Annotated in this window: 4 protein-coding genes; 2 read left to right on the top strand and 2 right to left on the bottom strand. The window is 73.8% G+C overall.

What is annotated here, in order from left to right; translation table 11 throughout:
- Positions 1 to 176 precede the first annotated feature (176 nt).
- Together IE330_RS26910 and IE330_RS26905 are read left to right on the top strand one after the other, a co-directional pair.
- Positions 177 to 6,272 carry a non-ribosomal peptide synthetase gene (locus IE330_RS26910; protein WP_190138719.1) on the top strand — a complete coding sequence of 2,032 codons (6,096 nt, stop codon included), beginning with the start codon at positions 177 to 179 and terminating at the stop codon, positions 6,270 to 6,272.
- 112 nt (positions 6,273 to 6,384) lie between these two features.
- Positions 6,385 to 7,581, top strand: a complete 1,197-nt coding sequence (locus tag IE330_RS26905; RefSeq protein WP_190138718.1) for an NAD(P)/FAD-dependent oxidoreductase — start codon at positions 6,385 to 6,387, stop codon at positions 7,579 to 7,581.
- Between the two features lie 263 nt (positions 7,582 to 7,844).
- On the opposite strand, the gene IE330_RS26900 is transcribed toward IE330_RS26905, so the two are convergent.
- Positions 7,845 to 9,074, bottom strand: a complete 1,230-nt coding sequence (locus IE330_RS26900) for a cytochrome P450 (protein ID WP_190138717.1) — start codon at positions 9,072 to 9,074, stop codon at positions 7,845 to 7,847.
- Positions 9,075 to 9,246: 172 nt separating this feature from the next.
- A partial coding sequence (locus tag IE330_RS26895) for a non-ribosomal peptide synthetase (protein WP_190138716.1) occupies positions 9,247 to 18,942 on the bottom strand: 9,696 nt, incomplete at its 5' end.

The following is an 18,942-nucleotide window of genomic DNA, read 5'->3' as shown; positions in this document are numbered from 1 at the left end:
TTGTGTTCATACGCTGGATTAAAGGATGTGGCAGTCGCCTTGCACTGCTTCGAGCTCTCGGAGATTGCCGTACGGAATCATGTGAGGGAGGAACCGTGGGGGGACGCAACGTGGCACGACGGAGCTCCGGCGCTGACGGTGGCGCACGCTCTCTACCGGAGTTGTTCGACCACTGGGTGACGACGTCGCCCGACGCGGTGGCCGTGGAGGACGGCGCCGTGTCGTTGACCTACCGGGAGCTGGACGAACGGGCCGAACAGGTGGCGCGGGGACTGCTCGCCGCCGGGGTGCGGGCCGAATCCGTCGTCGCGGTCGCCTTGCGCAGGTCGGTGGAGTGGGTGACCGTCCTGCTCGGCGTGGTCCGCGCGGGGGCCGCGTACCTTCCGCTGGACACCGCGCACCCCGCCGAGCGCCTCGCCTACATGGTCGACACATCAGGTTGCGCACTGGTGGTGGCGGACGCGTCCGCCACCACCGAACTGCCGGGCGTGACGGTGCCGGTCCTCCGTCCCGAGGAGCTCGGTGGAAACGCCCCGGCGCCGGCGTTCCCGAGGCCCGCGCAGAGCGCCTACGTCATCTACACCTCCGGGTCCACCGGCCGGCCCAAGGGCGTGGTGGTCACCCACGGCGGGCTGGCCGACCTGGCCGCCACGCACGCCACCGGGCTCGGCGTCACCCGGGGCAGCCGGGTGCTGCAGTTCGCCTCGCCGGGGTTCGACGCCTCGGTGTGGGAGCTGTGCATGGCCCTGCTCTGCGGCGCGACACTGGTGCTGGCCGACGACGCCGACCTCGCCCCGGGCCGGCCGCTCGCCGAGACCCTGACGTCCCGCCGGGTCACCCATGTGACGCTGCCGCCGCCCGTGCTGGCCACGCTTCCCACCGACGCGATGCCCGCCGTCGAGTGCCTGGTGGTCGCCGGGGACGTGACCACGCCGAACCTGGTCGAGGCCTGGGCCGGCGAGCGGAAGATGATCAACGCCTACGGCCCCACCGAGACCACCGTGTGCGCCACCATGAGCGCGCCGCTGGCCGCCGACGGCCGGGCGCCGACCATCGGCCACGCCGTCGAGGGCGCGCGGGTCCAGGTCCTGGACGCCACGCTGCGCCCGGTCCCGCCGGACACCGTGGGCGAACTGTACGTGTCCGGGCCCCTGTTGGCCCGCGGCTACCTGGGCAACCCGGGCGAGACCGCGGCCCGGTTCGTCCCGGACGTGTCGGGGCCGCCCGGCGCCCGGATGTACCGCACCGGTGACCTGGCGGCCCGGTCGGCCGACGGCACGCTCGCCTTCCACGGCCGGGCCGACACCCAGGTCAAGATCCACGGCGTACGCATCGAGACCCATGAGGTGGCGGCCGTCCTCACCGCGCACCCCGGTGTCGCTGACGCCGTGGTCGTCGCGCGCGAGACGCGGTCGAGCAAGCAGCTCGTCGCGTACGTCGTACCGAAGGAGCGCGGAGAGCGGGAGAGCGGCGTGTCGAGCGACTCCTACGGCTCCCTGGCACTGGAGCCGTCCTTCTCGGTCGGTGACCTCCGCGCGTTCGCGGCACGGCTCCTGCCCGCGCCGATGGTCCCGGCGGCGTTCGTGCCGCTGGAGCGGATCCCGCTCACCCCCAACGGCAAGCCCGACCTCGCGGAGCTGCCCGCGCCCCGGCTGCGGCAGCGCGCCTACCAGGCGCCGCGCGACGAGACGGAAACGGCGCTGGCGCGGCAGTTCGCCGAGGTGCTCGGCATTGACGAGGTCGGTGTCGACGACGACTTCTTCGTGATCGGCGGCGACAGCATCCAGTCGATCCAGGTCGTCTCGCGCCTGCGGGAGCGCGGCATCCACCTCAGTGCCCAGGACGTCTTCGAGCGGCGGACGGTGGCCGCCCTGGCGGAGCTCGCGGCGACGCGGTCGGCGGCATCGGTCGAAGTGCTGGCGGAGCTCGACGGCGGCGGCGTCGGGTCGATGCCGATGCTGCCGGTCGCCCGGTGGATCCGGGACTGGGGTCCGGGCTTCGACCGCTTCGCGCAGGCGATGGTCGTGTCCCTGCCGGACGGGATCGACGAGGCGGGCCTGGAGCAGACCCTGCTCGCGGTCCTTGACCGGCACGACATGTTGCGCGCGCGCCTGGTGGGGGACGAGGTCGTGGTGTCGGCTCCCGGTACGGTCGTGCCTGCCGTCGACCGGGTCGAGGGCGTCGACCAGGCCGGCCCGGAGTGGCAGGAGGCCGTCGCACGGCACCTGGACCGGGCGGCCGCGGGCCTGGATCCGTCCGCCGGGGCGCTCGCCCGCTTCGTCTGGTTCGACGGCAGGCCGGGCGCACTGCTCGTGGTGCTGCACCACCTCGTCGTCGACGGCGTGTCCTGGCGCATCCTGCAGTCCGATCTCGCCGACGCGTGGGCCGCCGTCCGCGGCGGGCGGAAGCCGCGGCTGCCGGAGGTGCGGACCTCGATGCGCACCTGGGCCCACGCGCTGGCCGAGGAGGCGCGCTCCCCGCGGCGGCTGGCCGAACTGCCGCTGTGGCGGTCGATCCTGGCCGGTCCCGACCCCCTGGTCGGCGGGCGCCGCCTCGACCCGTCGGTCGACGTGGTCGGCACCGTGGCCGAGGTCCCGGTGACCGTGCCGGTCCCGGTCACCGAGGCGCTGCTGACCACGGTGCCGTCGGTGTTCCGCGGGGAGGTCCTTGACGGTCTGCTCGCCGCGCTGGCCCTGGCGCTGACCGCGCGGCGGCGCGCCAAGGGCGACGCCGAGTCGTCCGTGCTGATCCGGATGGAGGGGCACGGCCGGGAGGAGAGCGCGGCCCCGGGGGCCGATCTGTCGCGGACGGTGGGGTGGTTCACCACCGTGTACCCGGTCCGGCTCGACCTCGACGGCGTCGACGTCACCGACGCGCTCGCCGGCGGCCCGGCCGCGGGCCGCGCCGTCATGCTGGCCAAGCAGCGCCTGCGGGCGGTCCCCGACCGGGGCATCGGGTACGGGCTGCTTCGCCACCTCAACGACGACACCGCGGCCGTGCTCGACGCGTACCCGATGGCGCAGGTGGGCTTCAACTACCTGGGCCGCTTCGCCCCGGCCGGCACCGGCTCCTGGAGCCGCGTCGAGGTGCCTCAACTCGCGCACCTGGACAGCGGTCAGGACCCGAGGATGCCCGCGCCGGCGGAGCTGGACATCAACGCGAGCCTCGTCGACACCGACCAGGGGCCGCAACTGCGCGCGGTGTTCGCCGCGCCCTCGGGTGTGCTGGCCCGCCACGAGGTCGAGGAACTGGCGGGCCTGTGGTGCACCGCGCTGGCGGGGCTGGCCCGCCGCGCGGCCGTCCCCGGGGTGCACGGGCTGACGCCCTCCGACGTACCGCTGGCGTCGGTCACCCAGGCCGACCTGGACGTCTGGGCCGAGCGGCACCCGGACCTCGAAGACGTCTGGCCGCTCACGCCGCTGCAGTCGGGCCTGCTGTTCCACAGCATGACCGTCGACTCGGGCTTCGACGCCTACCAGGTGCAGTACGTGCTCCGGCTGCTGGGGCCGCTCGACGCGGAGCGGATGCGCGCGGCCGGGCAGCGGCTGCTGTCACGGCACGCGGGCCTGCGGTCGGTCTTCGCCCCCGACGAGCGCGGGGAGACGGCCCAGCTCGTCCTCGCCGACGCCGAGCTGCCGTGGCGCGTGGTCGACCTCGGCGACCTGGACGAGGCCGCGCGCACCACCGCGTTCGAGCGGCTGCTCGCCGACGACCTGCGGGAACACTTCGACCCGGTGGTCCCCCCGATGCTGCGCATGACGCTCGTCCGCAGCGCGCCCGACGTGGCGGACCTCGTGCTGACCGCGCACCACGCGGTCGTCGACGGCTGGTCGATCCCGCTGATCGTACGGGAGTTGCTGCTGCACTACGGGTCCCGCTCGGCGGAGCTGCCGCGGGTACGCAGCCAGCGGGACTTCCTCCAGTGGCGTGCCGAGCAGAACCCGGCGGAGTCGGCGGCCGTGTGGGCGCGTGAACTCGACGGCGTCGACGGGCCGACCCTGGTCGCCGGCGGGCGCCGGACCGACGACGACGGCGCGGGCATCGGGCAGGTGGACGCTGCGCTCTCCGCGGCGGAGTCCGAGGCGGTCGCCGCGTGCGCCGCGCGGCTCGGGGTCACGGTGAACACCCTCGTCCAGACGGCGTGGGCAGTCCTGTTGTCGAGGCTGACCGGGCGGCGTGACGTCCTGTTCGGGGCCGTCGTCTCCGGCCGGCCGCCCGCGGTGCCCGGCGTGGACGCGATCGTGGGCATGCTGCTCAACACGGTGCCGGTCCGCCTGGACTGCGCCCCCTTCCGGGCGCTCGGCGACCTGGTCGTCGACCTGCAGCGCAGGCAGGCGGCGCTGCTCGACCACCACCACCACGGGCTGAGCGAGCTGCACCAGGCGTCCGGCGTGACGGCGCTGTTCGACACGGTGGTCGGCTTCCAGTCCTTCCCGCTCGACCGGACCGGCATCGCCGGCGCGGGCCACGGGGCCGGGCTGCAGGTGGTGGGGATCCGCTCCTTCACCGTGAGCCACTACCCCTTGGCCCTCATGGTGTTCGCCGAGCCCGACAGCCCGCTGCGGCCCTGCGTGCAGTACCGGCGGGACGTCTTCGGCCGGGCGGAGGCGACCGCTGTCGCGGCCAGGTTCGCCCGGATCCTGCGCCAGCTCGCCAACGACCCGGACCTGCGCGTCGGCGCGGTGGACGCCCTCCTGGCGGCGGAGCGGACCGCCCCGGCCGCCGAGGGAGCGGCGCCCGCCGGGCGGACGGTCCCCGCGCTGCTCGCCGCGCGGGCGCGGCGGACACCGGACGCCGTGGCGGTGCGGTGCGACGGGGACGCGCTCACCTACCAGGACCTCGACCGCAGGGCCACGGAGGTGGCACGGGCGTGGGCCGAGCGCGGTGTCGCGCCGGGGACCACGGTGGCCGTGCGCCTGCCGTCCCCGCCGGACGCCGTGGTGGCACTGGTCGCGGCGCAGCGTGCGGGCTGCTGTCCGGTGGCCCCTGACGACGACGCGGACCTCGTGGTCACCGGCCTGCCCGCGCCGGGTACGGGAACGGACCGGGCGCCGGTACGCCCGGCGGACATCGCCGCGCTGCTGCCGTCGTGGGGGCACGCGGACGGCCGCAGGACCGTCGCGGTCAGCCACGAGGCCCTCGCCGCGCGCGTCGCGCACGCCGCGACGGAGGCCGCACTGCTCGTGGACCGTACGGCGGACGGCACCGGCGACTTCGGGTCGTGGCTGGTCGACGTGCTCGGCGCGGTGTGTGCCGGGGGCGGCGTCGAGTTCGCCGCCGCCGACGGGCACGCCACCGCCGACGGGCACGCCGCCGCCGATGAGCGCGCCGCCGCCGGTGTGCCGGGTGACCCGGCGAAGGGCACGACCGCCTGCGCCGCGCCCGAGTGGGGCCGCGCGAGCGCCTCCCCGTCCCGCTCCGGCGAGCAGGAGCCCGTGGGCCCGCCGTCGCCGGGCACGCGGTTCCACGTGCTCGACAACACGCTCCAGCCCGCTCCGCCGGGCGCCGTCGGCGAGCTCTACGTGGCCGGTCCGGCGCTCGGGCTCGGCTACCACGGCCGGCCCGGGACCACCGCGGCGTGGTTCGTCCCGGATCCCTTCGGCCCGGGCGCGTCGCGCATGGTCCGCACCGGTGATCTGGTGCGCCTCGGGCACGACGGCGGCCTGGAGTTCGTGGGCCGCGCCGACGGCCAGGTGACCGTCCGCGGCGTACGGATCAGTCCGCCCGCGGTCGAAGCAGTGCTGGCCGAGCACCCGGAGGTGGCCGACGTCGCCGTCGTGGCGGGGGCCGAGGACGGTGGGCCGCACCTGAGCGCGTACGTGGTGGGTGCGGATCTGGACACCGGGGACCTGGCCGCCTTCGCCGCCGCCCGGCTGCCGCGCTGCATGGTCCCGGACGCGGTGGTGCCGCTGACGTACCTGCCCCGGCTGCCGAACGGCAGGGTCGACGTGTCCGGTCTGGCCTCGGCGGAACGGGCGGAGCGCGTCCACCGCGAGCCGCGCGACCGGCAGGAGGAAGTGCTGTGCGCGCTGTTCGCGGAGGTCCTCGAGGTCGACGACATCGGCATCGACGACGGCTTCTTCGCCCTGGGCGGCACGTCGCTGATGGCGACCCGGCTCAGCAGCCGCATCCGCAAGGAACTCGGCGTCACCGTCGCGATCCGGTCCATCTTCGAGTCCGCCACCATCGTCGACCTGGCCCACGTGGTCAAGAAGTCCGCCAAGTCCACCAAGCCCGCGCTGCGCCGGATGGACAGGGGGGACCGGTCGTGAGCCCCGGGCCGGGTCCCCGCCGTCCGTCACGGCTCCGCGCCCCGTACACGGTTCCGTACGACGCCGCCGGACACGAGCGCCGCCGCCGTCCCCGTACCGCTGGAGGTCCTCGATGAACGACACGTACGACGTCGTCGTGGTGGGCGCCCGCGTCGCCGGCTCCCCCACCGCCATGCTGCTCGCGCGGGCCGGCTACCGGGTGCTGCTGCTCGAACGCGCGCGCTTCCCCCGGGACACGCTCTCCACCCTGCTCATCCACCAGCCCGGGGTCGCCCTGCTCCAGCGGTGGAACGTGCTCCCCGACGTGGTCGCCACCGGGTGCCCGCCCATCGCCCGGGCCAGCTACAGCGTGGCGGACATCCACCTGGAGGGCTGCTCCTGGGCCGTCGACGGGGTGCGGACCGCGTTCGCGCCCCGGCGGCACCTCCTCGACGCGGTCCTGGCGCGGGCCGCGGTCGCCGCGGGCGCCGAGTTCCGCGAGGACTCCACCGTGCTCGACCTGACGTTCGACGGCGACCGGGTGACCGGGGTCCGGGTGCGCACGGGCGGCACCGAGTACACGGTGCGCGCCACCCTGGTCGTCGGCGCGGACGGCATGCGCTCCACGGTGGCCGCCAAGGCCGGCGCGCAGATCGAGGTCGAGGACCCGAAGCTGACGTGCGCCTACTACACGTACTGGTCGGACCTGCCACGGCGGTTCCGGCTGTACGAGGCGCCGGGGAGCTGGGTGGGGACCATCCCGACGCACGACGGCGCGACGCTGGTCGGCGCGTACTTCCCCCAGCACCGGTTCAAGGAGGTGCGGGCGGACGCGCTCGGGGAGCTGCTCGGTGCCGTCGGGGCCATCGCCCCGGAGCTGCGCGAGCAGATGGCAGGCGGCCGCAGGCTGGAGCGCCTGCACGGCACGGGTGACCAGCGGAACTTCTTCCGCAGGGCGAGCGGCCCCGGTTGGGTGCTCGTGGGGGACGCCGGACACCACAAGGACTCCATCACGGCGCGGGGCATCACGGACGCCTTCCGCCAGGTGCAGTTGCTCGTCGAGCGCGTGGGCGACGGGCTGCACGACCCGCGGCGGCTCGACGACGCGCTGAGCGCGTTCCACGCGCAGCGCGACGCGATGCTCACCGCCGACTACCGCCACACCCTCACCACCGCCGGGCTGTCGGCCGGCAAGCACCAGCTCGCGTTGCTCCGGGTGATCGCGGGCAGCGCCGAACTCACCGATCGCTACTTCTCGGCGATGTCGGGCGCCTGCCCGTCGGACGAGTTCGTCACGCCCGAGCTGCTCGACCTGCTCGCGGCCGCGTAACAGGGCACGGACCGGCGCACGAAGCTCCTCGTGGCACGGGTGACCTCGACAGGGGGCCCGTGCGGCGGGGAGCTTCGTCGTGTTCCCCGCGCGTCGCTGGTGGCCGCCCACGGCGCCGGAACGGCGGCGAGGCCGCCCGGACCCCTGTGCGGAGTCCGGACGGCCTCGCCTTCTGTACGACGTTCGTGCCGTCGGTGGTGTCGGTTGTCGAAGGGGTCAGTTGTCGAAGGGGTCAGTTGTCAGGGTGTCGGTCGTCGGTGGTGTCAGAAGCGCACCGGCAGGCTGCCGAGTGCGGCGCCCTTGCCCGGGATGTCGACGTACGGGAGCTGGTCGGGCTCGACCGCGAGCTCCACCGTCCGGTTCTTGAGCAGGAACGTGTCGATGACCACCTCCGTCTCCAACTGGGCGAGGGACGCGCCGGTGCAGTAGTGCGGGCCGCTGCCGAAGGCCAGGTGGCCGACGCCGGGGCCCAGGTCGCGGGCGAGGTCGAGCCTCTGTGGCTCGGTGAACCGCTTCGGGTCGTGGTTGCTCCCGATCAGTGAGGGGACGACGGCGTCCCCCTGCTTGACGGGGCAGCCGTGGAACTCGAAGTCCTCGGCCGCGTGCAGCGGGCCTCCGGTCGGTGCGGAGGTGGTGTAGCGGAGCAGTTCCGGGACCGCGCGCTTGGCCAGCAGCTCCGGCCGGCGGCGCAGCTCGGCGAGTTCCTCGGGGTGGTTGAGCAGGGTGAGGAGCGCCTGGCCGAGGAAGTGCGCGGGCGGCGCGATGCCCGTGCTGGTCAGGAGCATGAAGATCGAGATGATCGCGTCCTCGGCCAGCAGGTCGTGGTGGATGCCGCCCGGCTTGAGCAGTTCGGAGACCAGGTCGTCGGTGGGTTCGGCGCGGCGGCGCGCGATCAGGTCCTTGTAGTACTCCACGATGCCGCGGACGGCCGGGACGAACAGCTCGGGGTCGTACGAGAGCATCTCCAGGACCCAGCTCTGGAGCTGCGGCCGGTCGGCTTCCTCGATGTCCATGAGCTCGCAGATGGCGGCCGTGGCGAACGGGTAGCCGAGCTCCGCGACCAGGTCGGCCTCCTTCTTCGCCGACAGGGCGGCGTAGAGGTCCGAGGCCGTCCTCTCCAGGCTCGGACGCAGCGCGTTGACGCGGCGGGCGGTGAAGGCGCGGGCGACCGCGTTGCGCAGCCGGGTGTGCTCCTCGCCGTCGGAGAGGCTGAGGTTGCCGAAGTACGCGAAGTACTCCTCGGGCAGACCGGCCCCTCCGAGCATCTGCTCCGCGAGGCCGGGTCCTTCCCTTCCGGGCAGCTTGGTCGCGTCACGGATGAAGCGCGGGTCGTTGAGTGCCTCCTTGCACTCCTCGTAATCAGAGATGAACCAGACCGGGAGCTCCACACCGTCGATGACGGTGCGAAGGACGGGACCGCGCTCGCGCAGTGGCCCGTACTCCGCGGGGTTGCTCACGGTCGCGTTCGTCAGTCTGGAGATCTGTTCCGACACGTTGTCCCTCTTCCTCGAGGCTTCCTGGAGCTCCCTGGGGAGTTCCTCGGGTCGCAGGGGCCGGGCCACGGGGTGGCGGGCCCCGGCCGGCCGGTGCGTGCACCGGCCGGCCCCGGCGGAGCCACGCGGGTCAGCGGCGGAGCGCCGCTCGCGTGGTCCACCGGGTTCATGCTCACCGTGGCCTCTGGGCGTCGAGACAGCGGTTGAGGACCTTGCAGATCTCGTCGGTGTGCTTCGGCGACACCATGCCGAAGTGGGTGGCTTCGATGTCGTACGTGCGCACGCTGCCCCGCACGTACGGCTCCCAGTGGTCGGCCGACGCCTCCGGGCTGAGGGTGGCGTTGAAGAACACCGCGTCACCTTGGTAGACGGGCTGGGTGTACGCGCGCACCAGGCGGACGTGTTCGACCATGAGGGACGTGCCGTTCGTGATGAGGGCCCGGCGGTCGGCGTCGTCGTGACCGCCCGGGAGGTATCCCTGGAGGAACTCCCGTGCCTGCGACGGGTCGAGGACCACGTTCTGCCGGGCGAACGTGGTGCTGGGTGCGGCGTCCAGGATCGCCAGCAACGGCACGTCGTGGCCGCGCTGTTGGAGTTCGGCGGCGACGGCGTGGGACAGGGTGCCGCCCATGGAGTGGCCGACGAAGTGGTACGGGCCCTCCGGCTGGACGGCGAGGATCTGCTCCACGTAGTCCTCGACCATCGCCTCGAAGCTCTCCGGGATCGGCGAGCCGTCGTAGCCGCGGGCCTGGATGCCGTACACCGGGCGGTCGCCGAGCTGCGTGGCCATGCCCAGGTACGACCAGCACAGGCCGATGCCGGGGTGGATGAACCAGACCGGCGCCTTGTCGCCGCCCGTCTTGAGCGGCAGCACGACGCCGAACGGATCGGTGTGGCCGGTGGCCTCACCGCCGCCGTTGAGGTGCGCGGCGAGACCGGCGACGGTGGGTGACTGGAACACGACCCGCATCGGCACGTCGACCATGAGGACCGTGCGGATGCGGCCGACCAGCCGGGTGGCGCGCAGCGAGTGGCCGCCCAGGTCGAAGAAGTTGTCGTCGACGCCGACCTTGTCGATGCCGAGGACGTCGGCGAACAGGCCCGCGAGCACTTCCTCCTGCGGGGTGCGCGGCGCCCGGTAGGCCGCCGCGGCGGTGACGTCCGGCGCGGGGAGCGCCTTGTGGTCGAGCTTGCCGTTCGGTGACAGCGGGAGCCGCTCCAGGGTGACGAACGCGGCGGGCACCATGTACTCCGGCAGCCGCTCGGACACGAAGGCGCGCAGCTCGGCGGTGGCCGGTTCGGCGGTGGCCGGTTCGCCGCTGTCCGCCGGGACGACGTAGGCGACGAGCTGTTTGCCGCCCGCGGTGTCGCGCGCGACGACCGCGGCCTGGGCGACCTCGGGGTGCGCGGTCACGGCGGCCTCGACCTCGCCCGGCTCGATCCGGTAGCCGCGGATCTTGACCTGGGAGTCGGCGCGGCCGAGGTACTCCAGGTGTCCGTCCTCGCTCCAGCGGGCCAGGTCGCCGGTGCGGTACATCCGCTCCCCCGCGGGGCCGAACGGGTCGGCCAGGTAGCGCTCGGCGGTCTGGGCCGGGCGGTTGTGGTAGCCGCGGCCCACGCCGGCGCCCGCCATGTACAGCTCTCCGACGGCACCGTGGGCGACCGGGTTCAGGCCCGGGCCCAGGACGTACGCCCGCAGGTTGCGCAGCGGGCGGCCGATCGGGACGCCGGTGGTGCCGGGGCCGTCCGCGGGCAGCACGTACGTGGTGGCGTAGAAGGTCTCGCTGGGCCCGTAGCCGTTGACGACGCGGGCCTCGGGCCAGGCGGCACGGACCCGGCCGACCAGGTCGGTGGTCAGGGCCTCACCGGCGAACACCAGCGCCTTGGGGCGTACGCGGTCCCCGAGCTGGTCGACCAGTTCCGTGAAGGCGGACGGCACCGAGCTGATGACGTCCACGTCCCAGGTGTCGCGCTCGGCCAGGGCGAGGACGTCCCGGACGAGTTCGACGCTGCCGCCGGTGGTCAGCGTGACGAACAGCTCGAACGCCGCGACGTCGAAGCCGATCGAGGTGCTCGCCAGCATGCGCCAGCCGTGCGGCAGGCCCATGTCCTCGGCCACGCTCGCCAGGGCGTTGACCAGGTTGCGGTGGCTGATGCCCACGCCCTTGGGCAGGCCCGTCGAGCCCGAGGTGTACACCTGGTAGACGAGGTGGTCCGGGCGCAGCGGCCGGGTCCGGTCGGCGTCGTCCAGGTCGGTGCCCGCGTGGCCCGACACGTCCGTCCGGTCCAGGTGCAGCAGCTCGGCGTCCTGCTCGGGGAGCACCCCGGCCGCGGTGGCGTCGGTGACGATCAGACGCGGTGCGGCGGTGGAGAGGATGTGCGCCAGGCGGCCGCTCGGGTAGCCCGGGTCGATGGGCACGTAGGCGGCCCCGGCCTTGATCACGGCGAGCAGCGCCACGACCAGTTCGGGGGTGCGGGGCAGTACCACGGCGACCGTGTCGTCGGGGCCGATGCCTCGTCCCGCGAGGTGGCGGGCGAGCCGGTTGGCCCGCTCGTTCAGCTCGCCGTAGGTCAGCGACCGGTCGTCGTGGACCACCGCGGTCGCCCGGGGCCGCCGGGCGGCCTGTTCCTCGACGAGCTGGGTGATGGTCCGCTCGGGCAGCTCGCCCGCCGTGTCGTTGAACTGCCGCAGGACCAGGTCGCGTTCGGCCGCGTCGAGGATGTCGAGGCCGGTGATCGGCGTGTGCGGGTCGGCCGCGAGCTGTTCGAGTACGCGGCCGAGCCGGGCGGCGATCCGTTCGATCTCCTCGGCGGTGAACATGTTGTCCTGGTACTGCAGGCCGAGCCGCAGGTGCGGATCGGCGGTGCCGGCCAGCATCAACGGGTAGTGGGTGCCGCTGAGCATGCGGATGCCGGTGACGGCGACACCGGCCGACGTGTGCGCCCGGGTGAGCCCCTCGCGGTCGATCGGGAAGGACTCCAGGAGCACCATCGAGTCGTACAGCGTGCCCAGGCCGACCATCTCGTGGATCTCGCTGAGGCTGTGGTGATGGTGGTCCATGAGCGTGGTCTGGTGCTCCTGCAGCCGGGTGAGCACCTGCGCCAGGCTCTCACGTGCGGAGTGGCGCACCCGCACCGGGAGGCTGCTGATGAACAGGCCGACCATGTCGTCGACCCCCGCCAGTTGCGGCGGGCGGCCGGTGACGGTCGTGCCGAACACCACGTCCTGCCGTCCGGTCAACTGGCCGACCAGGACGCCCCAGGCGCCCTGCAGCAGGGTGTTGAGGGTGATGCCCAGCTCGCGTGCCCGGCGCGAGAGGGCGCGCGAGGTCTCCGCGTCGAGGGGGAGCTCCAGTTGCCCGAGGCCGCCGCCCTGCTCCGGGCCGGTGGTGCGCGCCAGCAGCGTGGGCTCCGTGACGCCCGCCAGCTCCTCGGCCCAGGCCCGGGCCGACGCCTCGTGGTCCTGGCGCCCGAGCCACTCCAGGAAGTCCCGGTAGGGGCGTACGCGCGGCAGCCCCGAGGTGTCGCCTTCGGCCTCGTACAGGAGGATCAGGTCGCGCATCAGGTGTGCGAGCGACCAGCCGTCGTACAGGGCGTGGTTGACGGTGAGGACCAGCTCCGAGTGGTCCGCGTCCATCTGGACCAGGGTCATGCGGAGCATCGGCGGCACGGCCGGGTCGAAGTGCTCGGCGTGGTCGGCGGCGAGGATCCGCTCCAGTTCCTCGTCCCGCTCGGCCCGGCTCAGGTCGCGCAGGTCCACGGCGCGCCAGGGCAGCTCGACGTGGTCGAGGACGAGCTGCACCTGCTCACCGCTCGCGCCGGTCACGAAGGCGGCGCCCATGTTGGGGTACCGGCCGAGGAGGGCCTGGCCCGCGACCCGCATGCGCTCGGGGACCACGTCCCCGGACAGATGGAGGACGAGCTGGATCCGGTAGGCGTCGAACGACGACTCCGCCATCGCGCTGTGGAACAGGATGCCGGACTGCGCGGGCGTCAGCGGCCACACGTCCGCGAGGCCGGGGTGGGCCTCCTCCCACGCCTCCAGGTCGCGCTGGCTCACCTTGACCAGTGGCACGTCGGACGGTGTCAGGCCGCCCGCGCGGGGCGCGTCCGCGTGCCGGGCCAGGCCCTCCAGGGCCGTGCGCCACAGGTCCGCGAACTCCTGCGCCTCCTCCCGGGTGAGCAGCCCGGCGGGGAAGCCGATGTCGGCGCTGAGCCGCGGGCCCCGCTCGCCGTCGAGGGCGTAGCAGTTGATCTCCAGGGTGGCCAGGGCGGGCATGTCCGCGTCCAGGTCCGCGACGAGGTCCTCCGCGTCCGCCGCCATGGTCCAGCCGGCCGCGCCCGACGTCCGCGGCTCGGTGTCGGCCGTGAACCGGCCCAGGTAGTTGAAGGTGACCTGCCCGGTGCCGTGGGCTTTGAGGACCTCGGCGGTCTCGGGGTTGAGGTGGCGCAGGAGGCCGTAGCCGATGCCCTTGTCGGGGACGGCGTTGAGCTGCTCCTTGACCGCCTTGATGACGCCGCCCGCGGACCGGCCGCCCGCGAACGCCTCCTCCAGGGCGAAGCCCTCCACGTCCAGGCGTACGGGGAACATGCTGGTGAACCAGCCGACCGTGCGCGACAGATCCGCACCGGGCGCCGCGGCCTCCTCGCGGCCGTGGCCCTCCAGGCGCAGCAGCAGCGACGACTCGTCCACGCCGCGCCGCTCGCGCCACGTGGCCATCGCCAGGGCGAGACCGGTCAGCAGCCCGTCGTTGACGCCGCCGTGGAACGCGGCGGGCAGCGTCGTGAGCAGTGTCTCGGTGGTCGCCTCCGTCAGTTCGAGACGCACCGTCTCCACGGTGGAGCGCAGGTCGACGGCCGGGTCGAGAGGCCGCGAGCCGATCACCGGGTCCGGTCCTTCGACCACCGAGCGCCACAGCTCCAGCTCGGCGACCCGCTCCGGGCGTCCGGCCTCGTCGACCAGGGCGTGCGCCCACTGGCGTACCGAGGTGGCGACCGGGGCGAGCTCGGGGGCGCGGCCCTCGCGGACGTGGGCCCAGGCCTGGGCCAGGTCGGGCAGGAGGATGCGCCAGGACACGCCGTCGACCACCAGGTGGTGCAGGACGATGATCAGGCGCCCGGCCGTCCCCGGGCCCGCGTCGAACCAGACGAAGCGGGCCATGCACCCGGCCTCCGGGTCCAACTGGCCGGTGGCGGCGTCGAGTTCGTACGCCGCCTTCTCCTGCCAGCCGTTCTCGTCCCAGGCTCCGTCGCAGGGGACGCGGTGGACCAGTGACGCCGCGTCGACCGTGCCGGGAGCGGAGATCTCCAGCTCCGGCCGCGTCCCGGGCACCAGGCGCGAGCGCAGGACGTCGTGGTGGTCGAGGACCGCGGACAGCGTCGCCACCAGGCTCTGGTGGTCGATGCCCGCGGGCAGTTCGAGGACCACCGACATCGCGAACCGGTCGAAGCCGCCGCCCAGTTCGGTGATGTAGCGGGCGATCGGCAGCAGGGGCAGGGTGCCCACGCCGCCGCCCTCCAGCTCCGCCAGGGCGGCGGTGGCCCGGCCGCCGGTGTGCAGGGCCGCGGCGAGCTCGGCGACGGTGCGGTGCTGGAAGATCTGCCGCGGGGTGACCTCGACGCCGCGGGCCTTGGCGCGGGAGACCACCTGGATGGAGCGGATGGAGTCGCCGCCGACGGCGAAGAAGTCGTCGTCGACGCCGACCTGTTCGACGCCGAGCACCTCGGCGAAGGCCGCGGCGATGACTTGCTCCTCGGCCGTGCGCGGGGCCCGGTACGCGCCCTCGGTGACCTCGGGCTCGGGCAGCGCGGCCTTGTCCAGCTTGCCGTTGGCGGTCAGCGGCAGCTCGTTGATGAGGACGAACACCGAGGGCACCATGAACTCCGGCAGCCGCCCGGTGGCGAACTTGCGCAGTTCGTCCGGGGTCACCCCCGTGGTCAGGTCGAAGTCGTCGCCCGCGTCCGCGTTGCGGTCGCCGGTGGGTACCACGTAGCCGACGAGCTGGGTGCTGCCGCGCAGCGTGCGGGTCAGGACGACCGCGTGGGCCACACCGTGGTGCTCGGCCAGGGCCGCCTCGATCTCGCCGGGTTCGATGCGGAAGCCCCGGACCTTGACCTGGTCGTCACCGCGGCCGAGGTACTCCAACTGCCCGTCGTTGCCGCGCCGCACCACGTCGCCGGTGCGGTACATGCGCGCGCCCGCCGGGCCGTAGGGGTCGGCCACGAAGGCGCCCGCGGTCTGGCCGGGGCGGTGCACATAGCCGCGGGCCAGGCTCGGCCCCGCCACGTACAGCTCGCCGGGGGAACCCGGCGGGACCGGGACCAGCCGCTCGTCGAGCACGTACAGGCGGTTGTCGGTGACGGCCGTGCCGATGGGGGCCCGCTCGGGGGTGAGAGGTGTGCTGATGGTGGCGCACACCGTCGTCTCGGTGGGGCCGTAGGCGTTGACGACCCTGCGCCCCGGTGCCCACTGGGCGACCAGGCCGGGCGGGCACGCCTCGCCGCCCACGGTCAGCACCCGCAGCCCGGTGAGGGTCCCCGCGGCGTCGGCGGGCATGGTGGCGGCGACGCTGGGCGGCACCATGACGTGGGTGACGGCGCGGGTGGCCAGGGTGTGCGCGAGGTCCTCCCCCGCCAGGCGCTGCCGCTCGGGCACGATGAGGGCCGCGCCCGTGGTCAGGGCCATCACCAGCTCCCAGAAGGCCGCGTCGAAGCTCGGCGACGCCTGCTGCAGGACGCGGGAGTCCGCGTCGATGGCCAGGTGCTCGCCGGTCTTGACGCTCAGGGCGGCCAGACCGGTGTGCGTGACGCACACGCCCTTGGGGCGCCCGGACGAGCCCGAGGTGTAGATGACGTACGCCGGGTGGTCCGGGACCAGGTCGGTGACCGGGTCGCTCTCCGGCATGTCCTGCCAGGCCCGCCTGACGTCCTCGGCGTCGATGGCGACGAGGTCGGCGGGCAGGCCGGCGGGCAGCTCGCCGGCGGCGGACCGGGTGGTGAAGACCACCGCGGGGCGGGAGTCGTCGACCATGTAGGCGATGCGGTCGGCCGGGTAGTCGAGCGCGATCGGCAGGTACGCCGCGCCCGCTTTGAGGATGCCGAGCGCCACCGCCACCTGGTCGGCGCTGCGGGGCAGGGACACACCGACCGACTGCTCGGGTCCGATGCCGCGGGCGATGAGCCAGTGCGCGACGCGGTTGGCCCGCGCGTTCAGCTCCTCGTACGTCCAGGCGTCGTCGGCCGACTCCACCGCCAGGGCCCGCGGTGCCCGCTCCAGGCAGGCCCGGAACAGGTCGGGGAACGTGGCGGGCGCCAGGCTCTGCCCGGTCTGCCGCTGCTCGGCGAGGAGCAGCTCGCGCAGCTCCTCGGGGGTGAGCAGGTCGGCGTGGCCGATGCGCTGGGCGGGTGTGGTGAAGGCGGCGATCAGCAGCCGCTCCCAGCGGTCGATCAGCGTCTCGATCGTGGTGGCGTCGAACAGCTCGGTGGAGTACTCCGCCGCGACGTGGATGCCCGCGGGCGTGGTGCGGTCGGTGAACGTCTCGCTCAGGCTCAGCAGCAGGTCGTAGCGGGACGTCCCGGTGCCGACGCCCTCCTCGCGCACCCGCAGGCCGGGCAGCTCGAAGTCCGCCTCCTCGTTGTTCTGCAGCACCAGGGCGATCTGGAACAGCGGGTGGACGGACGCGGAGCGCTTGGGGTTCAGCGTCTCCACCAGGGACTCGAAGGGGATGTCCTGGTGGGCGTAGGCGGCCAGGCTCGACTTGCGGACCTGCGCGAGCAGCTCGGCGAACGTCGGGTTGCCCGAGGTGTCGGCGCGCATCACCCAGGTGTTGACGAACAGCCCGACGAGGTCCTTCAGGCTGTCGTCGGTGCGGCCCGCGACACCGCTGCCGATGGCGATGTCCGTGCCCGCCCCGAGGCGCGTCAGCAGCGCGGCCATGGTGGCCTGCAGCACCATGAACGGCGTCGCCCCCGAGGCCCGGGCCAGCTCGCTCACGCCCTGGTGGACGTCCGCCCCCAGGGTGCGCTGCAGGAGGTCGCCCTTGTACTCGATGACCGCGGGCCGCGCCCGGTCGCCGGGGATGGTCACCTGCTCGGGCAGCCCGGCCAACTGCTTCGCCCAGTACGCGCACTGCTTGTTGTACAGGCTGTCCGGGTCGCTGCGGTCGCCGAGCAGCTCGCGCTGCCACAGCGTGTAGTCCGCGTACTGCACCGGCAGCGGTGTCCATGCGGGCGCCTCGCCCTGGGTGCGGGCGGTGTAGGCGGTGGCCAGGTCCTGGGCCAGCGGCGCGGCGGACCAGCCGTCGGCGGCGATGTGGTGGATCACCATCGCCAGCGTGGACTCGGTCGGCCCTGTGGTGAACAGCCAGGCCGCCACCGGCACTTCGCGTGCCAGGTCGAAGGTGTGGCGGGCCGTGGCGCCGACGGCCGCCCGCAGCGCCTCCTCGTCCGGCACCGACTCCACGGTCAGGCCGACGCGGGCGCGCCCCGGCTCCAGGATGTCCTGGTACGGCTTGCCGCCGATCTCCGGGTAGACGGTACGCAGTGACTCGTGCCGGGCGATGACGTCGTTGAGGGCCGTCTCCAGCGCCGCCACGTCCAGCTCACCGCTCAGCCGCAGGACGAACGGCATGTTGTACGTCGCCGACGGGCCCTCGACCTTGTGGAGGAACCACAGCCGCTGCTGGGCGAACGACAGCGGCAGCCGCTCGGGCCGCTGGGCGACGGGTGCCAGGGCCGTCCGGACACCGGCGTCCCCGTCCAGGTGCAGGGCGACACCGGCCACGGTCGGGTGGTCGAACAGCGTCCGCAGCTCGACCTCGGCACCCAGCTCGGCGCGGATGCGGCTGATGAGCTTGGTGGCGAGCAGCGAGTGGCCGCCGAGGTCGAAGAAGTTGTCGTCGACGCCGACCCGCTGGACGCCGAGGACTTCGGCGAACAGGTCGCACAGCAGCTCCTCCCGCGCGGTGCGTGCCGCCCGTCCGGTGACCGCTCCGGTGAAGTCGGGGGCGGGCAGCGCCTGGCGGTCCAGCTTGCCGTTGGCGGCCAGCGGCACCGAGGCGATCGCCACGACGGCGGCGGGCACCAGGTGCACGGGCAGCCGCTCCTGCAGGTAGTCGCGCAGCGAGCCGACGAGCGCGCCGATCTGCTTGGCCGCCGCAGGGGAGTTGGCGAGCGTCCGGCCGGCGCGGCCGGAGGGCAGGAAGACGCCGGAGAACAGCCGCCGCGCCGCCGGGCCGTCCGTGAGGACGACCGCCTCGAAGCTCTCCGCCGACGTGCCGGACCAGGTCGTCAGGACGCCCCAGCCGCGCTCGGCCGCCCACTCGTGCAGCTCCTGCGGGTCCACCGCCGCACCGGTGGCGGCGGGGGCCGCGACCACCCCGGCCGTCACGGCCAGGTCCAGTTCGCCGGTGAGACGGGCGTTGGGGATGTCCCTGACGCGTACGGGACCGCCCTGCGCGGCACACAGGTCGGCGAGACCGGCCAGCGTGTCCGTCTCCCGGCCCCAGACCACCGCCGGTGCCTCGGCCACGTCCACCGCACCGGCCGCGTCCTTGTGCACGACGACCTCGTAGCGGTGGCGGGTGAGTTCGTTGTGGGCGTGGCCCGGCTTGAGGCGGATGTCCACCACGCCCGCGCCGTGCTTCTCGCCGAACTGCGTGAACCACTCCGCGTCGACGACGAGTTCGGGTTCCGTCAGCGTCGCACGGGCGATGGCCGCGCGCGCCTCCGCCGGGGCGGCGTCGGGGTGCTGGGCGAAGTGGACCCCGGTGTTGAACAGGTCCAGGGTGCCCGCGTTGCGGACGTCGCCGACGATGATGCGGCCGCCGGGGGCGAGGAGGTCGAGGGCTTTGGCGAGGACGTCGTCGAG

This window comes from Streptomyces longispororuber (genome assembly GCF_014656095.1).
Lineage (GTDB): Bacteria > Actinomycetota > Actinomycetes > Streptomycetales > Streptomycetaceae > Streptomyces > Streptomyces longispororuber.
Note: the sequence above shows the minus strand (reverse complement) of the source record. Positions and strands in the feature narration are given on the sequence as shown.